At 43.3% G+C, this 16,492-nt stretch carries 13 protein-coding genes and 1 pseudogene; 10 read left to right on the top strand and 4 right to left on the bottom strand.

Features of this window, described 5'->3' with window-relative positions; genetic code table 11:
• Positions 1–331: 331 nt before the first annotated feature.
• Positions 332–506: pseudogene (locus OO184_RS25440) on the bottom strand (IS701 family transposase); the annotation flags it as partial.
• Positions 507–793: 287 nt separating this feature from the next.
• On the opposite strand from OO184_RS25440, the gene hutU reads away from it, so the two are divergent.
• The 8 genes from hutU (at position 794) to OO184_RS07155 (ending at position 9,617) form a co-directional block, all read left to right on the top strand.
• Entirely contained in the window at positions 794–2,473 is a 1,680-nt protein-coding gene (gene hutU, locus OO184_RS07190; RefSeq protein ID WP_265378589.1) for a urocanate hydratase, read from the top strand.
• Positions 2,474–2,481: 8 nt separating this feature from the next.
• Complete coding sequence (gene hutH, locus OO184_RS07185) at positions 2,482–4,026, top strand: histidine ammonia-lyase (RefSeq protein ID WP_265378588.1); 1,545 nt, start codon at positions 2,482–2,484, stop codon at positions 4,024–4,026.
• 90 nt (positions 4,027–4,116) lie between these two features.
• A complete protein-coding gene (hutT, locus tag OO184_RS07180) occupies positions 4,117–5,511 on the top strand; it encodes an L-histidine transporter HutT (RefSeq protein ID WP_265378587.1) in 1,395 nt (464 codons plus the stop codon).
• Positions 5,512–5,743: 232 nt separating this feature from the next.
• Positions 5,744–6,676 (top strand): 50S ribosomal protein L3 N(5)-glutamine methyltransferase, encoded by a 933-nt coding sequence (gene prmB / locus OO184_RS07175; RefSeq protein WP_265378586.1) that lies wholly within the window; start codon positions 5,744–5,746, stop codon positions 6,674–6,676.
• Between the two features lie 83 nt (positions 6,677–6,759).
• Positions 6,760–7,845 (top strand): chorismate synthase, encoded by a 1,086-nt coding sequence (gene aroC / locus OO184_RS07170; protein WP_265378585.1) that lies wholly within the window; start codon positions 6,760–6,762, stop codon positions 7,843–7,845.
• A gap of 88 nt (positions 7,846–7,933) precedes the next feature.
• Positions 7,934–8,737 (top strand): sulfite exporter TauE/SafE family protein, encoded by an 804-nt coding sequence (locus OO184_RS07165; RefSeq protein WP_265378584.1) that lies wholly within the window; start codon positions 7,934–7,936, stop codon positions 8,735–8,737.
• Between the two features lie 22 nt (positions 8,738–8,759).
• Positions 8,760–9,311 (top strand): elongation factor P hydroxylase, encoded by a 552-nt coding sequence (locus OO184_RS07160; RefSeq protein WP_265378583.1) that lies wholly within the window; start codon positions 8,760–8,762, stop codon positions 9,309–9,311.
• 27 nt (positions 9,312–9,338) lie between these two features.
• Positions 9,339–9,617, top strand: coding sequence for a YfcL family protein (locus OO184_RS07155; RefSeq protein ID WP_088371030.1), 279 nt, complete (start codon positions 9,339–9,341; stop codon positions 9,615–9,617).
• 51 nt (positions 9,618–9,668) lie between these two features.
• Here OO184_RS07155 and mnmC read toward each other — a convergent pair whose 3' ends face one another.
• The gene (gene mnmC, locus OO184_RS07150) at positions 9,669–11,735 is read right to left on the bottom strand and encodes a bifunctional tRNA (5-methylaminomethyl-2-thiouridine)(34)-methyltransferase MnmC2/FAD-dependent 5-carboxymethylaminomethyl-2-thiouridine(34) oxidoreductase MnmC1 (protein ID WP_265378582.1); all 2,067 of its coding nucleotides are present in this window, start codon (positions 11,733–11,735) and stop codon (positions 9,669–9,671) included.
• Positions 11,736–11,903: 168 nt separating this feature from the next.
• Positions 11,904–12,515, bottom strand: coding sequence for a LysE family translocator (locus OO184_RS07145; protein WP_265378581.1), 612 nt, complete (start codon positions 12,513–12,515; stop codon positions 11,904–11,906).
• A gap of 207 nt (positions 12,516–12,722) precedes the next feature.
• Between OO184_RS07145 and OO184_RS07140 the strand changes: the two genes are divergently transcribed.
• Entirely contained in the window at positions 12,723–13,187 is a 465-nt protein-coding gene (locus OO184_RS07140) for an Lrp/AsnC family transcriptional regulator (protein ID WP_265378580.1), read from the top strand.
• Positions 13,188–13,486: 299 nt separating this feature from the next.
• Here OO184_RS07140 and OO184_RS07135 read toward each other — a convergent pair whose 3' ends face one another.
• Positions 13,487–14,026 carry a hypothetical protein gene (locus tag OO184_RS07135; protein ID WP_265378579.1) on the bottom strand — a complete coding sequence of 180 codons (540 nt, stop codon included), beginning with the start codon at positions 14,024–14,026 and terminating at the stop codon, positions 13,487–13,489.
• Positions 14,027–14,825: 799 nt separating this feature from the next.
• On the opposite strand from OO184_RS07135, the gene fabB reads away from it, so the two are divergent.
• Entirely contained in the window at positions 14,826–16,040 is a 1,215-nt protein-coding gene (gene fabB, locus OO184_RS07130) for a beta-ketoacyl-ACP synthase I (protein ID WP_265378578.1), read from the top strand.
• The last annotated feature ends 452 nt before the right edge of the window (positions 16,041–16,492 follow it).

Here is a 16,492-nt window from a genome sequence, read left to right as displayed (position 1 = left end):
TAAATTTACTTGCGGAAATTATTATTATCTTTATTTATCATACTATAATCATGATTTTTGCGATGCAATAATGATTGTCATTTGAATTGATGTCTGTATTGTATAACAAGCTTTTTAATCAGGGCAAGATCGCTAATATTTTTTAATCACAAATAAAGAATAAATCAATTAATCTGAGGAAGTAGTTATGAGCTTATACTCTCTTTTTGAGAGCAGATACTATGTACTTTGAAAGGGAACCCTAAAAACTTTTCTCAGTGGCTAAGATTGAATAAAATACAGACAATGTAATTCTTAATTCCTGACAAGGTAATGCCGTCATTTTCTTCTATATCTGTAGAACCGCATGCACCATATGATAAGGCAATATGTCGATACCTGCTCTTCCATTGTTGAACTTCGTCATGATCCAATCCACATTCTCCTTTCGTTTTCTCAAAACCACACTCAATTTCCCAGCGACAACCGGCTATCTGAACCAGCGTATTGAGGACTGCCTGCTCTTGCTTCTTATCCAGATGCGACGAACCACTAGAAAAACCTTTCCTTCCTTAAATCATATTTTTGTAAAATTAATGTAAATAATTTGTGATTGTAAACACAAAAATAAGAAAAATATTATTCCTTGATAATTGGCAAGAAATAATATTAACAAATTGATTCATAAGAAAATAAAAATAATAAACCCATAAATATGTTATTTTAACTAATGGTTTGGCCTATTGAATATACATGTATATACAACTATACATTTAACAAATATCCGAAGACAAAAGGCAAAAGGAGCCAGACCGTGACCGCCCAAAATAGTAAATTTCGTAATGTCGGTATTCGGGCGCCCAGAGGAACACAATTAACAGCCAAAAGTTGGTTAACCGAAGCTCCTCTGCGCATGTTAATGAATAATCTTGATCCAGAAGTTGCTGAAAACCCTCATGAACTGGTGGTGTATGGCGGTATTGGCCGGGCTGCCAGAGATTGGGAATGTTATGACAAGATTGTTGAAACATTAAAAAAGCTGGAAGACGATGAAACGTTGTTAATCCAATCGGGCAAGCCAGTTGGGGTATTTAAAACCCATAGCAACGCTCCGCGAGTACTCATTGCAAATTCGAATTTAGTACCGCACTGGGCTAATTGGGAACATTTCAACGAGTTGGATGCTAAAGGGCTGGCTATGTACGGCCAAATGACGGCGGGTAGCTGGATTTACATTGGCAGTCAGGGGATTGTTCAAGGCACCTATGAAACGTTTGTGGAAGCTGGCCGCCAGCATTATAACGGTAATTTACAGGGCCGTTGGGTGTTAACTGCTGGTTTGGGTGGTATGGGAGGAGCACAACCGCTGGCTGCAACATTGGCCGGAGCATGTTCGCTGAATATTGAATGTCAGCAAAGCAGGATTGATTTCCGCCTGCGAACTGGTTATGTCGATGAACAAGCAAAAGATCTGGATGATGCGCTGGCTCGGATCGAGAAATACACTCAGGAAGGTAAAGCCATCTCTATCGCACTGTGCGGTAATGCGGCTGAAATCTTGCCTGAATTAGTCCGTCGTGGTGTACGCCCGGATTTGGTCACTGACCAGACAAGCGCACATGATCCTCTCAATGGCTATCTGCCGAAAAACTGGAGTTGGGAAGAATATCGCCAGCGTGCTATTTCAGCACCGGAAGAGGTTATCAAAGCGGCAAAATCTTCAATGATGGAACATGTTAAGGCGATGTTGATTTTCCAGCAGCAAGGCATTCCTGTTTTTGATTACGGCAACAATATTCGCCAAATGGCATATGAAGTCGGTGTAGAAGATGCTTTCGATTTTCCCGGTTTTGTTCCTGCCTATATTCGCCCGTTGTTTTGCCGTGGTATTGGGCCCTTCCGCTGGGTAGCGCTTTCCGGTGATCCACAGGATATCTATAAGACTGATGCCAAAGTCAAAGAATTGCTCCCCGATGATCAACATTTGCATCACTGGCTGGATATGGCAAGGGAACGCATCAGCTTTCAGGGATTACCGGCTCGTATCTGTTGGGTTGGTTTAGGGCAACGAGCCAAGCTAGGGTTGGCTTTTAACGAAATGGTACGTAGTGGCGAACTTTCTGCGCCAATTGTTATTGGTCGTGACCATCTGGATTCCGGTTCTGTCGCGAGTCCGAACCGCGAAACCGAATCTATGTGTGATGGCTCAGATGCCGTTTCGGACTGGCCGTTGTTAAATGCCTTACTGAACACTGCTAGTGGTGCGACTTGGGTTTCTCTGCATCATGGCGGTGGCGTCGGCATGGGTTTTTCACAACATGCCGGTATGGTGATTGTTTGTGATGGAACCGACGAAGCCGCAGAGCGTATAGCTCGGGTGCTGCATAACGATCCGGCTACAGGGGTTATGCGTCATGCTGATGCAGGTTATGAAATCGCTATCCATTGTGCCAAAGAGCAAGGATTAGACTTGCCGATGCTTAATACAAAATAAGGAACATTATGAAGCAGCTAACTATTTATCCAGGCAAATTGACTTTTAATGAATTACGTCAGGTTTATTTACAACCGGTAAAAATTGCTCTTGATAGCCAGATTTTTCCTGCTATTGAACACAGCGTGGAGTGTGTTAATGAGATTCTTGCTGAAAATCGCACTGCCTATGGAATTAATACCGGGTTCGGACTATTAGCCAGTACACGGATTGAAGAAGATGATTTAGAAAAACTACAGCGTTCGCTGGTTGTCTCTCATGCTGCTGGGGTCGGTGAAGCGTTGGACGATAATATGACCCGGTTGATCATGGTATTGAAGATTAACAGTCTTTCCCGTGGTTACTCCGGCATTCGTCTTGCAGTTATTCAGGCATTAATCGCGTTAGTCAATGCGGAAATTTATCCTCATATTCCTTGTAAAGGATCGGTGGGGGCTTCTGGTGATTTAGCGCCGTTGGCACATATGAGCCTGTTATTACTTGGGGAAGGGCAAGCACGTTATCAGGGTCAATGGCTGCCAGCTCAAGAAGCGCTGGCAAAAGCCAATTTACAACCCATTACATTAGCGGCTAAAGAAGGTTTGGCGTTGCTCAATGGAACACAAGTATCTACTGCTTTTGCGTTACGCGGGTTGTTTGAGGCAGAAGATCTGCTGGCGGCAGCGATAGTTTGCGGTTCTTTATCCGTAGAGGCGGCATTGGGTTCCCGCAAACCATTTGATGCCCGTGTACATGCGGTACGGGGGCAACAGGGGCAGATCGATGTTGCCGCATTGTATCGTCATGTATTAGAAGAGAATAGCGAACTATCAGATTCTCATATCAATTGTCCCAAGGTACAGGACCCTTATTCATTACGTTGCCAGCCGCAAGTTATGGGCGCTTGCCTGACTCAGTTGCGCCATGCTGCTGATGTTATTCTGACTGAAGCTAATGCCGTATCTGATAACCCATTGGTGTTTGCTGAGCAGGGAGAGGTGATTTCCGGTGGTAACTTCCATGCTGAACCTGTTGCAATGGCATCTGATAATTTGGCTCTGGTATTGGCGGAGATAGGCGCATTGTCAGAACGACGTATTGCGTTGTTGATGGATTCTCACATGTCACAGCTTCCGCCTTTTCTGGTTGAGAATGGTGGTGTGAATTCAGGTTTTATGATTGCACAGGTAACGGCGGCGGCGCTCGCCAGTGAAAATAAAGCGTTGGCGCACCCGGCGAGTGTTGACAGTTTACCGACTTCGGCCAATCAGGAAGATCATGTATCAATGGCGCCGGCTGCTGGGCGTCGTTTATGGGAAATGGCAGAGAATGCCCGGGGTATTTTGGCAATTGAATGGTTATCTGCCTGTCAGGGAATTGATTTCCGCAATGGCCTGAAAAGCAGTCCGATTCTGGAAAAAGCGCGGGGTATCCTGCGAGCGAAGGTAGATTATTACGATCAGGATCGTTTCTTTGCGCCTGATATTGATGCTGCTGTGAAATTATTAGCCGAGCAACATCTCTCCTCATTACTTCCTTCTGGACAGATATTACAGAGTAAAAATAACCGTTAAAAAATAAACCAACGGCCGGCGCCTGACCGGCCTGATTGTCACATCTATCTTTCTCATAAAACCCAATAATAAAAGATAAGAGGGTAAATTATGCAAGCCTCATTACAACTAGAGCGAGGACTCAACGCACGCCATATCCGGTTTATGGCGTTGGGTTCGGCGATTGGTACAGGTCTTTTTTATGGTTCTGCTGAAGCAATAAACATGGCTGGTCCGGCAGTATTATTAGCTTATTTAGTGGGCGGCGCTGCTGTCTTTATGGTTATGCGCGCTTTAGGAGAAATGGCGGTCCACAGACCGGATGCCGGCTCTTTCGCTAGTTACGCTCATCAATATTTAGGCCCGTTACCCGGATTTATTACCGGCTGGACTTATACTTTCGAAATGATCATCGTTTGTCTGGCGGATGTGACGGCTTTTGGCATTTATATGGGGCTATGGTACCCGGAAGTGCCGCGTTGGATATGGGTACTTAGCATTATTTTCATTATTGGCGCACTCAATCTTTGTAAAGTCAAAGTATTTGGCGAAATGGAATTCTGGTTATCGATTCTGAAAGTTGCCGCGATCAGCGCCATGATTATTGCCGGAGTAGGTATTATTCTGTTTGGTTTTAGCGGCCATTTTCAGGCAACAGGAGTTCAAAATCTGTGGCGACACGGCGGGTTTATGCCGAATGGGCTGGGTGGCATTATTGAGTCTCTGGCTGTTGTGATGTTTGCTTTCGGTGGCATTGAAATCATCGGTATTACATCCAGTGAGGCTAAAAATCCGGCGAAAGTGATCCCGCAAGCGATTAACTCTATTCCGTTTCGTATTCTTCTGTTTTATGTACTCACTATTTTTGTATTAATGGCAATTTACCCTTGGAGCAGTATCGGTCAAGAAGGGAGTCCATTTGTCGCAATATTTCAGGGGTTAGGTATTGATTCGGCGGCCAATATTCTGAATATTGTCGTTATTACGGCGGCAATTTCGGCCATTAATAGCGATATTTTTGGTGCTGGTCGTATGATGTACGGTATGGCTGAGAAAGGATTAGCGCATAAAAAATTTATGCATTTAAGCCGTAACGGGGTGCCTTGGGTGACGATCATGGTTATGACGCTGGCACTATTGTGTGCAGTGGTTCTCAATTACTTGCTCCCTAAACAGGTATTCGTCATTGTTGCTTCAATTGCGACTTTTGCCACCGTGTGGGTCTGGTTAATGATTTTGCTCTCTCAATTTGCTATGCGCAGAAAAATGTCGCCGGGAGAAGTACAGAAATTACAATTCCCAGTACCGATGTGGCCTGTGGCGCCGATTCTGACCATTATTTTTATGATATTTGTTATTGCTGTTCTCAGTTACTTTCCGCAGACACGAATTGCGTTCTATGTGGGAGGAGTATGGATCATGCTGTTAACATCCGCCTATTATCTATGGATACGAAAAAATGTCATTATTGTGAGCGCTCAATCAGCCAGAGAAACACAGTGTTAAATATGTAGAAACCAAACCGTCTTGTTGCTGAATAAGACGGTTTGTGTTGAAGATTAATTAAAAATCTGCAATAAAACATTTGTGCTGCCTTGTTTAATGGTCATTTCTTAATTCACTGTTTGCTGAACATTATCGCTTAAAATTCTATGTCATTAGCCTGATATAAAGCTGATTTGTTTCAATGATCGTGGCAAACTAGCAGGCTAATGAATTTGCAGGGCTGGAGGTGATTTTGGACAAGATTTTTATCGATGAGGCAGTAGCTGAGTTATATACCATTCAGGATATGTTGCGCTGGTCTGTTAGCCGGTTTAATGCGGCGAATATTTATTACGGGCACGGTACAGATAATCCTTGGGATGAGGCGCTGCAACTGGTTCTTCCCTCACTGTTTTTGCCGCTGGATATCCCACAAGAGATGCTAACCACGCGACTGACATCGACTGAACGTCATCGTATTGTCGAACGAGTACTGCGCCGTATTAATGAGCGTATTCCCGTTGCTTATTTGACTAACAGAGCCTGGTTTTGTGGTCATGAATTTTATGTTGATGAACGGGTTTTGGTTCCTCGTTCACCGATTGGTGAATTAATTAATAATGAATTTGCAGGATTGATCACCGACCAGCCCGCCAATATTCTTGATCTCTGCACGGGTAGTGGTTGTATTGCCATTGCTTGTGCATATGTTTTCCCGGAAGCAGAAATAGATGCTGTGGATATTTCCGCAGATGTGCTGGCTGTAACTGAACAGAATATTCAGAATCACAACCTTGACCACCGGGTCATTCCGATTCGTTCTGATCTATTCCGCGATATGCCGCCGGTTAAGTACGATCTTATTGTCACAAATCCGCCTTATGTCGATGCCGAGGATATGAGCGATTTGCCGGAAGAGTTTCGCCGTGAGCCTGAATTAGGTTTGGCGGCAGGTTCGGATGGTTTGAAACTGGCACGCCGTATTCTGGCGACTGCTCCAGATTTTCTCACCGAACGAGGCGTGTTGATTTGTGAGGTTGGCAACAGTATGGTGCATTTGATTGAACAATATCCTGATGTGCCATTTACCTGGTTGGAATTTGAATATGGTGGTGACGGCGTATTTATGTTGACACGTCAACAGTTGGTTGAACATCACGAACATTTTCGCTTATTCAAAGATTGAATAATTGCATAGGCTGTAGCTGCGGTAATAATGCAAAACGGGCAGAGTCAAATATAAAGAACGATTAATAGGAAGGAACTGGGATGGCGGGAAATAGTATCGGGCAATTTTTCCGGGTCACCACTTTTGGCGAATCTCACGGTTTGGCGTTGGGATGTATTGTCGATGGTGTGCCGCCGGGCATTGCAATCACAGAAGCCGATTTGCAAGTTGATTTAGACAGGCGTCGTCCGGGAACTTCCCGTTATACAACGCAGCGCCGTGAGCCGGATCAGGTTCGCATTCTTTCGGGGGTATTTGAAGGGGTAACTACTGGCGCCAGTATCGGTTTACTCATTGAAAATACTGACCAGCGTTCTCAGGACTACAGCGCTATTAAAGATGTATTTCGTCCAGGCCATGCTGATTACACTTATGAACAAAAATACGGTATCCGCGACTATCGTGGCGGCGGTCGCTCTTCTGCACGCGAAACGGCGATGCGTGTTGCAGCAGGTGCAATAGCGAAAAAATATTTGTTGGATAAATATGGTATTCGTGTCCGTGCCTGCTTGACCCAGATGGGAAATATCCATTGCCAATTGAAAGATTGGGAACAGGTGGAACAAAACCCATTTTTCAGTCCTGATGAAACCAAACTTGAACAGCTTGATGCTTTGATGCGTGAACTGAAAAAAGCGGGGGATTCTATTGGCGCGAAAGTGACGGTTGTCGCGGAGAATGTTCCGGCTGGTTTGGGAGAACCGGTTTTCGACCGTCTTGATGCTGATATTGCTCATGCGCTGATGAGTATTAACGCAGTAAAAGGTGTCGAAATGGGTGATGGTTTCGGTGTTATTAATTTACGTGGCAGCGAAAACAGGGACGAAATGACAGCTCGGGGATTCACCAGTAATCATGCGGGAGGAATTCTGGGAGGTATTAGCAGCAGTCAGCCAATTATTGCTCATATTGCGTTGAAGCCAACTTCCAGCATTATGGTGCCGGGTAAAACGATTAACCGTCAGGGTGAAGAGGTGGAAATGGTCACTCGTGGCCGCCATGATCCCTGTGTTGGTATCCGTGCTGTACCGATTGCAGAAGCTATGATGGCGATTGTGCTGATGGATCACCTATTACGCCAGAGGGCGCAGTGTGCTGATGTTGAATCCAGCCTTCCTCGCTGGTGAATTTGAGAATGAAGCTAGCCTTGAAAATCCCAGAGACTGAAATGGGTGGCTTAATGCTGATAAGCGGTTTCTTTTGATGGGATGAAATATGGACTGGTTATTGTCATTAGGTGCGGAAGTTTACCTTCTGCTCTTTCTGGTTGCAGTGATGGCTGGATTTATTGACTCAATTTCTGGCGGCGGCGGTTTACTAACTATCCCGGCACTGTTATCCGTTGGTGTTTCGCCGGTGCAGGCGTTAGCGACAAACAAGTTGCAGGCAGTGGGAGGTTCCTTCTCTGCCAGCCTCTATTTTGTTCGTTATGGTGAGGTTGATCTAAAATCTCAACGCTTTGCCATACTGATGACATTACTTGGTTCAATGGCTGGTGCGATTATTGTCCAGTTTATAAAGCCGGATTTTCTCTGCCAGCTATTACCAGTTCTGGTTATTATCATTGGTCTTTATTTCCTTCTAACGCCAGCCATTGGTATGGAAGATCGCCATCGTCGCCTGACGCCTGTGGTATTTGCCTTGCTTATCGGGAGTGGGCTTGGTTTATATGATGGTATATTTGGCCCCGGTGTTGGCTCATTTTATGCGTTGGCTTATGTCTTGTTGTGCGGCTATAACCTGGCGAAATCCACCGCGCATGCTAAGGTACTGAACTTTGCTTCTAATATAGGTTCACTGGCGCTTTTTATCCTTGGCGGTCAAGTTTTGTGGGTATTGGGCCTTGTGATGTTGGTAGGACAGGTGATTGGCGCGCGGTTAGGCGCAAGTTTAGTTTTGACTCACGGGCAAAAACTGATTCGTCCTATGATTGTCATTATCTCTTTTTTGATGAGTATTAAATTACTGAATGATAATCACGGCGATACGATCCGTAGCTGGTTGGCATTTTATTTCTGATTCAGGATTTTGTTTTTAATTCATGATAACGCATAACTATCAACAACTTATTGATATTTTTAATCGCTGTTTCGGTGATGAATACAACACCCATTTAGTCAAAGGTGATAACGAACCTATTTACCTGCCGGCAGATGAAGAAGTTCCCTATAACCGGATTGTGTTTGCTCATGGTTTCTATGCTAGCGCATTACATGAAATTGCGCATTGGTGCATTGCGGGTAAAGAGCGCCGTAAACTAGTGGATTTTGGTTACTGGTATTGCCCGGATGGGCGTGATGCACAGACGCAAAATGAATTTGAAAAAGTAGAAATTAAACCACAGGCACTTGATTGGTTGTTTTGTACTGCGGCAGGTTTTCCGTTCAATGTCAGTTGTGACAACCTTGAAGGGGATTTGGAGCCTGACAGATTAGCTTTTCAGCGTAAAGTTCATGCTCAGGTCATGGACTATCTGGCGCAGGGGATACCCACGAGAGCGGGGTGCTTTATTCAGGGGTTGCACTCGTTCTACAATACGCCCCCATTGAAAGCGGAACATTTTCCCTATCCGGAAGATATATTCGCAGATTGAATACTGAATTTTGAGGAAAGAAAAATAATGCTCGCTGAGTTTGAAACGCGTATTTTGGCGCAAATTGATGACATGGTAGATCATGCCAGTGATGATGAATTGTTTGCTGGTGGTTATCTCCGCGGGCATCTCACTTTAGCGGTAGCAGAATTGGAGCAGGAAGGTGCGCATACGGCTGAACAGCTTCATAACCGTGTTGAAGAAAGTATCCAAAATGCGATTAAAGCGGGAGAATTGGCGCCACCGGATCAGGTTCTTGTTCTTAATACCTGGCAGCGCCTATTGGATAATGCTAAAGCTCAATAATTTTATTAAGGGACAGAAAACGAACTGTGCTACCAAAATTCATATGAATATCTAACATTTGGCAGTGCAGTTCCTTAATGGCTTTTCAATTTTCAATTTACGGCCTTTTAGTAGTTTTCTGATCCAAAAACGGTTTGGGTGAAGAGCTGCTAGTGTTTCATTATCCAGAGGTAATGGCTCATCAAAGATCTGCCCTGCAAGGATTTCTGCGCTGAGTGGCGCAGAACATAATCCACGGGAACCTAATGCCCCGATAACAAACAGATTGGAATAACAGGGTGCATCTGCGATGGGGTTCCCTGTGCGGATTTTTTCTGGCAGATTTTGATAATCTGTCATTATTTTATTGAGATCCGGTACATTTCCTACCATTGGCATATGGTCACGAATAACGCAGCGAATAGCTTGACGGGATTGTTTAGTAGAAACATCAACCTGATTTACCCATTCGGCATCAGGTAAACATTTTAGCAATCGATCTCGGTTCTCTTGTTGTTCTGCTTCAGAATATTCACTATCAAGCCGATGACGTTGGTAACTAGCGCCGATACAGTGGTGTTGATTGGCTGGATTAGCCGGTGTCATATAACCATCGTAGCAAAGTACATTTTGCAATTGACTTAGATCAGTTGTGGTTGGGATGTGGCTGACTTGACCACGCACAGCCGTTACCGGCAGTTTCTCGGTTTGTTCAAACTGGGGTAGATAATGACCGTTAGCAATCACTACTGTTTTATGATGTGCGTTTAGTGATTGCCCTTGATGCATCAAATGCAGTTGCCAACCATGCTGGTTGTGGTTAAGGGCAGTAATTTGATGATTGAAGCGACAGAGCATGCCTTGCTGTTGCGCTAATTCGGTTGCTGCCTTGGTAAGTTCAGCCGGACATAGCCATCCGCCTTGCGGATAGTGAATGCCGTGGTGGTGAATGTCCAGCCCACATTTTTCACTCAACTGGTGGCAGTTCATACCAATAGCAAATTCACTCGGCCATTCTGTTGCCAACATTTTCTCAATTTTCCTGCTACTTTTTTCATCATAAGCAAGCTGGCTGACACCACACCATTGATGGTCGAAATCAATCCCCTGCGCTGATAATTGCTCATACTGGCGGCGAGCAAAGGTAAATGCAGAGGTAAAGAACTTTTCGAGTCCGTTATGACTGCCGTTCAGTAGCGGATAAAGTGCTCCCTGGCGATTACCAGACGCACCTTGTGCTGGGGCTGCATCTTGACAATAAAGAGTCACCTGCGCTCCACGACGCAATAGCGCAAGCGCGGTGAGAATACTGGCAATCCCGCCGCCGATAATAGCGATATCATTGGCGTGGCTTGCTGACGGCCGGGCAAACCAAGGTTCAGGTAATGGCTGATACTTCTGAGTTGCCAGAACCCCAGTCAGCATTTCTCTTTTGCGGCCAAATCCTTTGACTTTACTGACATCAAAACCGGCTTGTTGTAAACCACGACGGACGATACCCGCAGAAGTAAAGGTTGCAAAAGTGCCTTCTGGGTGAGCAAATCGCCCCATTGCAGCAAACAACTGTTCACTCCACATTTGTGGGTTTTTGGCAGGAGCAAAGCCATCTAAAAACCAGGCATCTATTTTGCCGTGAAGACTGGAATCCATTGTTGGTAACAGATCATTGACATCACCAAACCATAAATCCAGTGTGACGGCGCCGTTTGCCATAATCAATCGATGACAGCCTGCCAGTGGTTGAGGCCATTGCTGGCAGAGTTGCTGCGAAAAAATTTCAAGCTCAGGCCAGCGTTGATGAGCGGCTTTTAAGTCGTTGGTTTTCAGTGGATACTTCTCGAAACTGATGAAATGCAGACGTTTCAATGGCGCATCAGGATTTTGCTGTCGAAATGCATCAAATGATTGCCAGAGCGTCAGAAAATTCAGTCCGGTTCCGAAGCCGGTTTCCGCGATTACACAGTTAGAACGGGAATGGGTGCTGAATCGTTGGGGGAAGTGGTTGCCATTAAGGAATACATAACGAGTTTCTTCCAACCCATCCTGATTTGAGAAATAAACGTCATCAAACTGTGTTGAAACTGGAGTACCTTGATCATTCCAACTTAAGGTTGCGGTACAAATAGCAGAATTTTTCACGGTAATGCCTGCAATATTACTGATAATAATGCGATTTTAACGAGGTTAAGCTTGATGTACCACCAGACAGAAGAAAAGATAGGAAATATAGTGAGTTGATTAGCGGTCAGCACCTATGCTCGGATAGATGCTGAATATTATCGGGTATCATATTAATAAACTTGCTGTTCAGTTCTTGGCTAAGTGGCCGGCAGCCAAACACAAAAGCCCAGCGGCAATTCCTTCAACCCAGCGACGGCGACGATCGCTAAATGAGCCTTTTTGACCCATGTTAGCGATGATGACACCGATTAATCCGTAAATGAGAGCACAGGTACTGATGAAAGTGACTGAAAGAATGATAGATTGGAGCGTATAGTTGTCGTCCGCGATGATGAAGTTTGGCAGGATAGCAAAGTAGACCAGCAACCCCTTGGGGTTGAGGAAGCTGGTCAGAAAACCTTTGGTCAGCAAGGTCTTAGCCGGTGAGGATGATAAAATTATTTTTCCGGGGCGCATTGCTGAACGAAACATCTGAACTGCTAAATAGATCAGGTAGACAACGCCGACCCAACGCATCGCTTCGAACAGAATTGGTGAAGTTGCCACAATAGCTGTAACGCCCAGAGCGCCGAGAATGCCATGCAGACAATAGCCGGAGATGATCCCCGCATTGGCACGTAGGGCTGCTTTTTTTCCTGCTGATAGACCTTGAGATGCCACGAACATGATATCTGGCCCAGGGGTACAAATTAACGGTAATACCGTAGCAGAGAAGACTAGCAGATTTTCTAACTGCATGATTTTTCCTCCATAAATATCTAACAAGAACATCTGAATTACTGGATTAGAACAAGTAGGTTGAGCAGGCAGAACGCTATAATCAATCTACAAAAAGATAATTATTGGTATTTTAAGCTAATTTTTATAGTATTTTGTGTCTATTTTTTCATTTTTTCTATTAATATTGAAATCTGTATAATAAATTTTTATTTTTAATGGAATTGAATGCCAATGAAATTAGATAATATTGATAAACGTATTCTTCGTGCCTTACAACGTGATGGTCGGCTCCAGAATGTCGAATTAGCTAAGAAGGTTGGTTTATCTCCATCGCCTTGCTTGCGGCGTGTACGGTTGTTGGAAGAAGCAGGGATTATTAAGCGTTATGTTGCTGTTCTTGATGGCTCAAAGATCGGAGCTGGTCTTTCATTGTTTGCCCGGATTTGGCTCAAGGCTCAGGATGCAGAGACAATTCAGAGTTTCACGGATGCTATTCAAGAAATGCCTGAAATTGTGGAATGCCACTTAATGGCAGGGGAATGTGATGCGCTTCTGAGAATCGTTACTGAGGATCTACACTCTTATCGCCGTTTCCATGCCGAACATCTAACCCGGATAGACAGTATTCAAAGCGTTAAGACGGAGGTACCGATGGAAACTGCGAAACTTACTCATATGTTGCCGATATGAGTTACCAATCTTTCCCTATGTGTACCTGAACGAAATATTGACTTTAGCAAAGGGAATTACTGAGGAGACATTTGCTTTGATATGGAATGTTTCTGTTTCATAAAACTGCACCTTAATCAGCCAGTGTCTATACCTATACCCGTCATCTTTCAAGTCGCCTCTTTGTTGGCTGCGCTCACTCACCCCAGTCACATAGTTACCTATGCTCCTGGGGATTCGCTCCCTTGCCGTCGCGATGCATCTTGAAATCCATAGGGTATAACATTTGGGGTGCAGTCCAAAATAGCGAGGTTTGGTATTTATAAATGAATATGGAATTTACATAATTTTTTAAATTCCTTTGATTGTCTCTCTTTTAAATGTGAGGAAATCGTATCAATCATTGATATCACTTTACGCTTGGCCGCTTCTTTATCACCGCCATTATGATTTACTTCTTCAATATAGGATGAGCATAACTTACAAAATTCAACTATTCTCTTTTCAAGGGTATTTGAATATTTGTCAATAAAATCATAATGGCGGTAATTATTAGCCCGTTTTAAGTAATCTGAATTTTGTATAGGTATAAATACTTCCTCTGAATTGAACCCGGCAATCTCCTTAGTATTACTTCTGTATATAGACTCTAATAATCGCTGATTCTTACTGGATATAATCATAATGAGTCCATAAAGCGTGATGAATGCACCGATTAGGATATGATTTTGTTGTGAATAAATTGGCTCTATATTGTTAGATTTGTTGCTGTATTGTGATAAAATGTTTGCATCCATATTAAAAGCCACTAGGATCCATATAATACCAACGCTCAGTAGAAGATAACCAAGTCCTCTCATTATTAACCCCCATTAGGATTATTGGGTAAAGTTACTTAGGTCTTACAAGGAACCGACCATTTGCATATGACATATACCCGTTATCTTTAAAGTTGCCTCTTTGTTGGCTGCACTCGCTCACCCCGGTCACATAGTTATCTATGCTCCCGGGGATTCACTCCCTTGCCGCCGCGATGCATCTTGAAATCCATAGGGTATAGCATAATTGCCATTACTTTTTGTGTGAATAATGGCTTTATCGGTTGATTAAGTCAGAAAGTTTTCTGTTCTAAAACATTTGTTACTGTAAGTTTAGGTATTTTACGTAATTCAGTCAGTAATATAACATAGGGATTGATTTATTTCATGAAAATTTTATTCATCCTTATTATTATCAGTTATTAAATTTGTTTCTAATTAGCAAGAAACTTAATAAAAATAGCAGGTATATCAACTTCTATATAAATATAAGCCTACTAATCATTATTTGTATGCTTGATAAGTTCATATGTATTGCATTGATATTATTATCCTTAGATTAAATTTTCGATGGAAATTAAAAGTGTTTTTTGATCTTATTGTTTACCAAAATAATTCCTATCTGAAACTTATTTTTATCTATTAAAATCGGGATATTTTTTACTGTATTCTATGAAAGTTAACGGTTATTTTGATGTGAAAACATATTGGGATTTTTAAAAATATGAATTTTTCTTAGTAATTTTATCCTGATCGGACTTGTTCAGCGTACAAGTGTACGCTAAAGTGCTACTATAGTAGATCGAAATCCCGCAGATAAACATAGTTAATGAGGTATTTGATGAAGCGTGTAGTAATCACTGGCTTGGGTATTGTTTCCAGCATTGGTAATAATCAGAAAGAAGTACTAGCATCTCTGAAAGAAGGCCGCTCCGGGATAATTTTTTCTGAGAAATTCAAAGAGATAGGAATGAGAAGCCATGTCTGGGGTAATGTAAAACTGGATACCGCGGGGTTAATAGACCGAAAAATTCAGCGTTTCATGAGCGATGCTTCTGTTTATGCTTATCTGGCGATGGATGAGGCAATTAAAGATTCTGGCTTGACTGATGATCAGGTTTCCAATATTCGTAGCGGACTGGTAGTGGGTTCTGGCGGTGGTTCTCCATATAGCCAGGTTGCGGCTGCTGATGGTATGCGTGCTCGAGGTTTGCGTGGTGTGGGACCTTATGTAGTAACCCGTGCGATGGCTTCCGGTGTGTCAGCTTGCCTTGCAACTCCCTTTAAAATCAAAGGGGTAAACTATTCTATCAGTTCTGCATGTTCTACTTCTGCTCATTGCATTGGTCATGCGGCTGAACTTATTCAGTTAGGAAAACAAGATATTGTTTTTGCCGGTGGTGGTGAAGAGCTGTGCTGGGAAATGAGCTGTGAATTTGATGCAATGGGCGCACTTTCAACGAAGTACAACGAAACGCCGGAAAAAGCGTCCCGTACTTACGATAAGGGCCGTGATGGTTTTGTTATTGCTGGCGGCGGCGGTATTGTTGTTGTGGAAGAATTAGAACATGCACTGGCTCGCGGCGCACACATATACGCTGAAATTATTGGTTATGGTGCAACATCGGATGGCGCAGATATGGTTGTTCCATCTGGCGAAGGTGCGGTTCGTTGTATGAATATGGCGTTGCAAGGTGTGGAAGGTTCCATTGATTATGTGAATACGCACGGTACCTCTACTCCTGCGGGTGATTTGAAAGAGTTGGAGGCGATCAGGGAAGTCTTTGGTGATACAACACCGGCAATTTCTGCAACAAAAGCGATGACCGGCCATTCACTGGGCGCTGCTGGTGTACACGAAGCGATTTATAGCCTACTGATGTTAGAGCATGGTTTTATTGCACCAAGTATTAACATTGAAGATCTTGATGATAAAGCGGCAGGCATGAATATCATTACTAAACCTACTGAACAAAAGTTGAATACGGTGATGTCCAATAGTTTTGGTTTCGGTGGTACTAATGCTTCTTTGGTGATGAGTAAGTATTTAGGTTGATTCTCACCATCACAGATTATTTCGGACCAGAAATGGTCATTATTTGATGCATTTTAGGTGACTGCGTATAGCGAGTCACCTTCCTATTGTGTGTTGTCCGTATCATTAACTCTTCTGTTACCTATTAACATAAGGAAGGAAAGATGTATGAGACTTTGGCGATAAAATGCTGGAAGTTGTAAGATGATGCGCCTATTTACGTGTTTCAACAGAAAAGACCATTGTTAATAATATTGAACACTTAACATCATTTAATAATTATTTAACAGTAGTCTTGAGTGTTGAATCAACGATTTGGTAAAGATAGTATTTGATTATAGATAGTACTTTACCGAAAGGTAACTCTTACTATTAATGTCGCAGTAAACTTGGCGTGTTGTATTATCCGTTTATACCCGTCATCTTTCAAGTTGCCTCTTTGTTGGCTGCACTCACTCACCCCGGTCACATAG

The sequence above is a fragment of the Photorhabdus aballayi genome, from assembly GCF_026153155.1.
In the GTDB taxonomy this organism is placed as follows: domain Bacteria; phylum Pseudomonadota; class Gammaproteobacteria; order Enterobacterales; family Enterobacteriaceae; genus Photorhabdus; species Photorhabdus luminescens.
Note: the sequence above shows the minus strand (reverse complement) of the source record. Positions and strands in the feature narration are given on the sequence as shown.

Coding starts and splice junctions, on each gene's coding strand:
- hutT (WP_265378587.1), top strand. CDS start 4,117: ATGCAAGCCTCATTACAACTAGAGCGAGGACTCAACGCACGCCATATC.
- fabB (WP_265378578.1), top strand. CDS start 14,826: ATGAAGCGTGTAGTAATCACTGGCTTGGGTATTGTTTCCAGCATTGGT.
- OO184_RS07140 (WP_265378580.1), top strand. CDS start 12,723: ATGCCAATGAAATTAGATAATATTGATAAACGTATTCTTCGTGCCTTA.
- OO184_RS07160 (WP_265378583.1), top strand. CDS start 8,760: ATGATAACGCATAACTATCAACAACTTATTGATATTTTTAATCGCTGT.
- OO184_RS07155 (WP_088371030.1), top strand. CDS start 9,339: ATGCTCGCTGAGTTTGAAACGCGTATTTTGGCGCAAATTGATGACATG.
- OO184_RS07135 (WP_265378579.1), bottom strand. CDS start 14,026: ATGAGAGGACTTGGTTATCTTCTACTGAGCGTTGGTATTATATGGATC.
- hutH (WP_265378588.1), top strand. CDS start 2,482: ATGAAGCAGCTAACTATTTATCCAGGCAAATTGACTTTTAATGAATTA.
- OO184_RS07165 (WP_265378584.1), top strand. CDS start 7,934: ATGGACTGGTTATTGTCATTAGGTGCGGAAGTTTACCTTCTGCTCTTT.
- aroC (WP_265378585.1), top strand. CDS start 6,760: ATGGCGGGAAATAGTATCGGGCAATTTTTCCGGGTCACCACTTTTGGC.
- OO184_RS07145 (WP_265378581.1), bottom strand. CDS start 12,515: ATGCAGTTAGAAAATCTGCTAGTCTTCTCTGCTACGGTATTACCGTTA.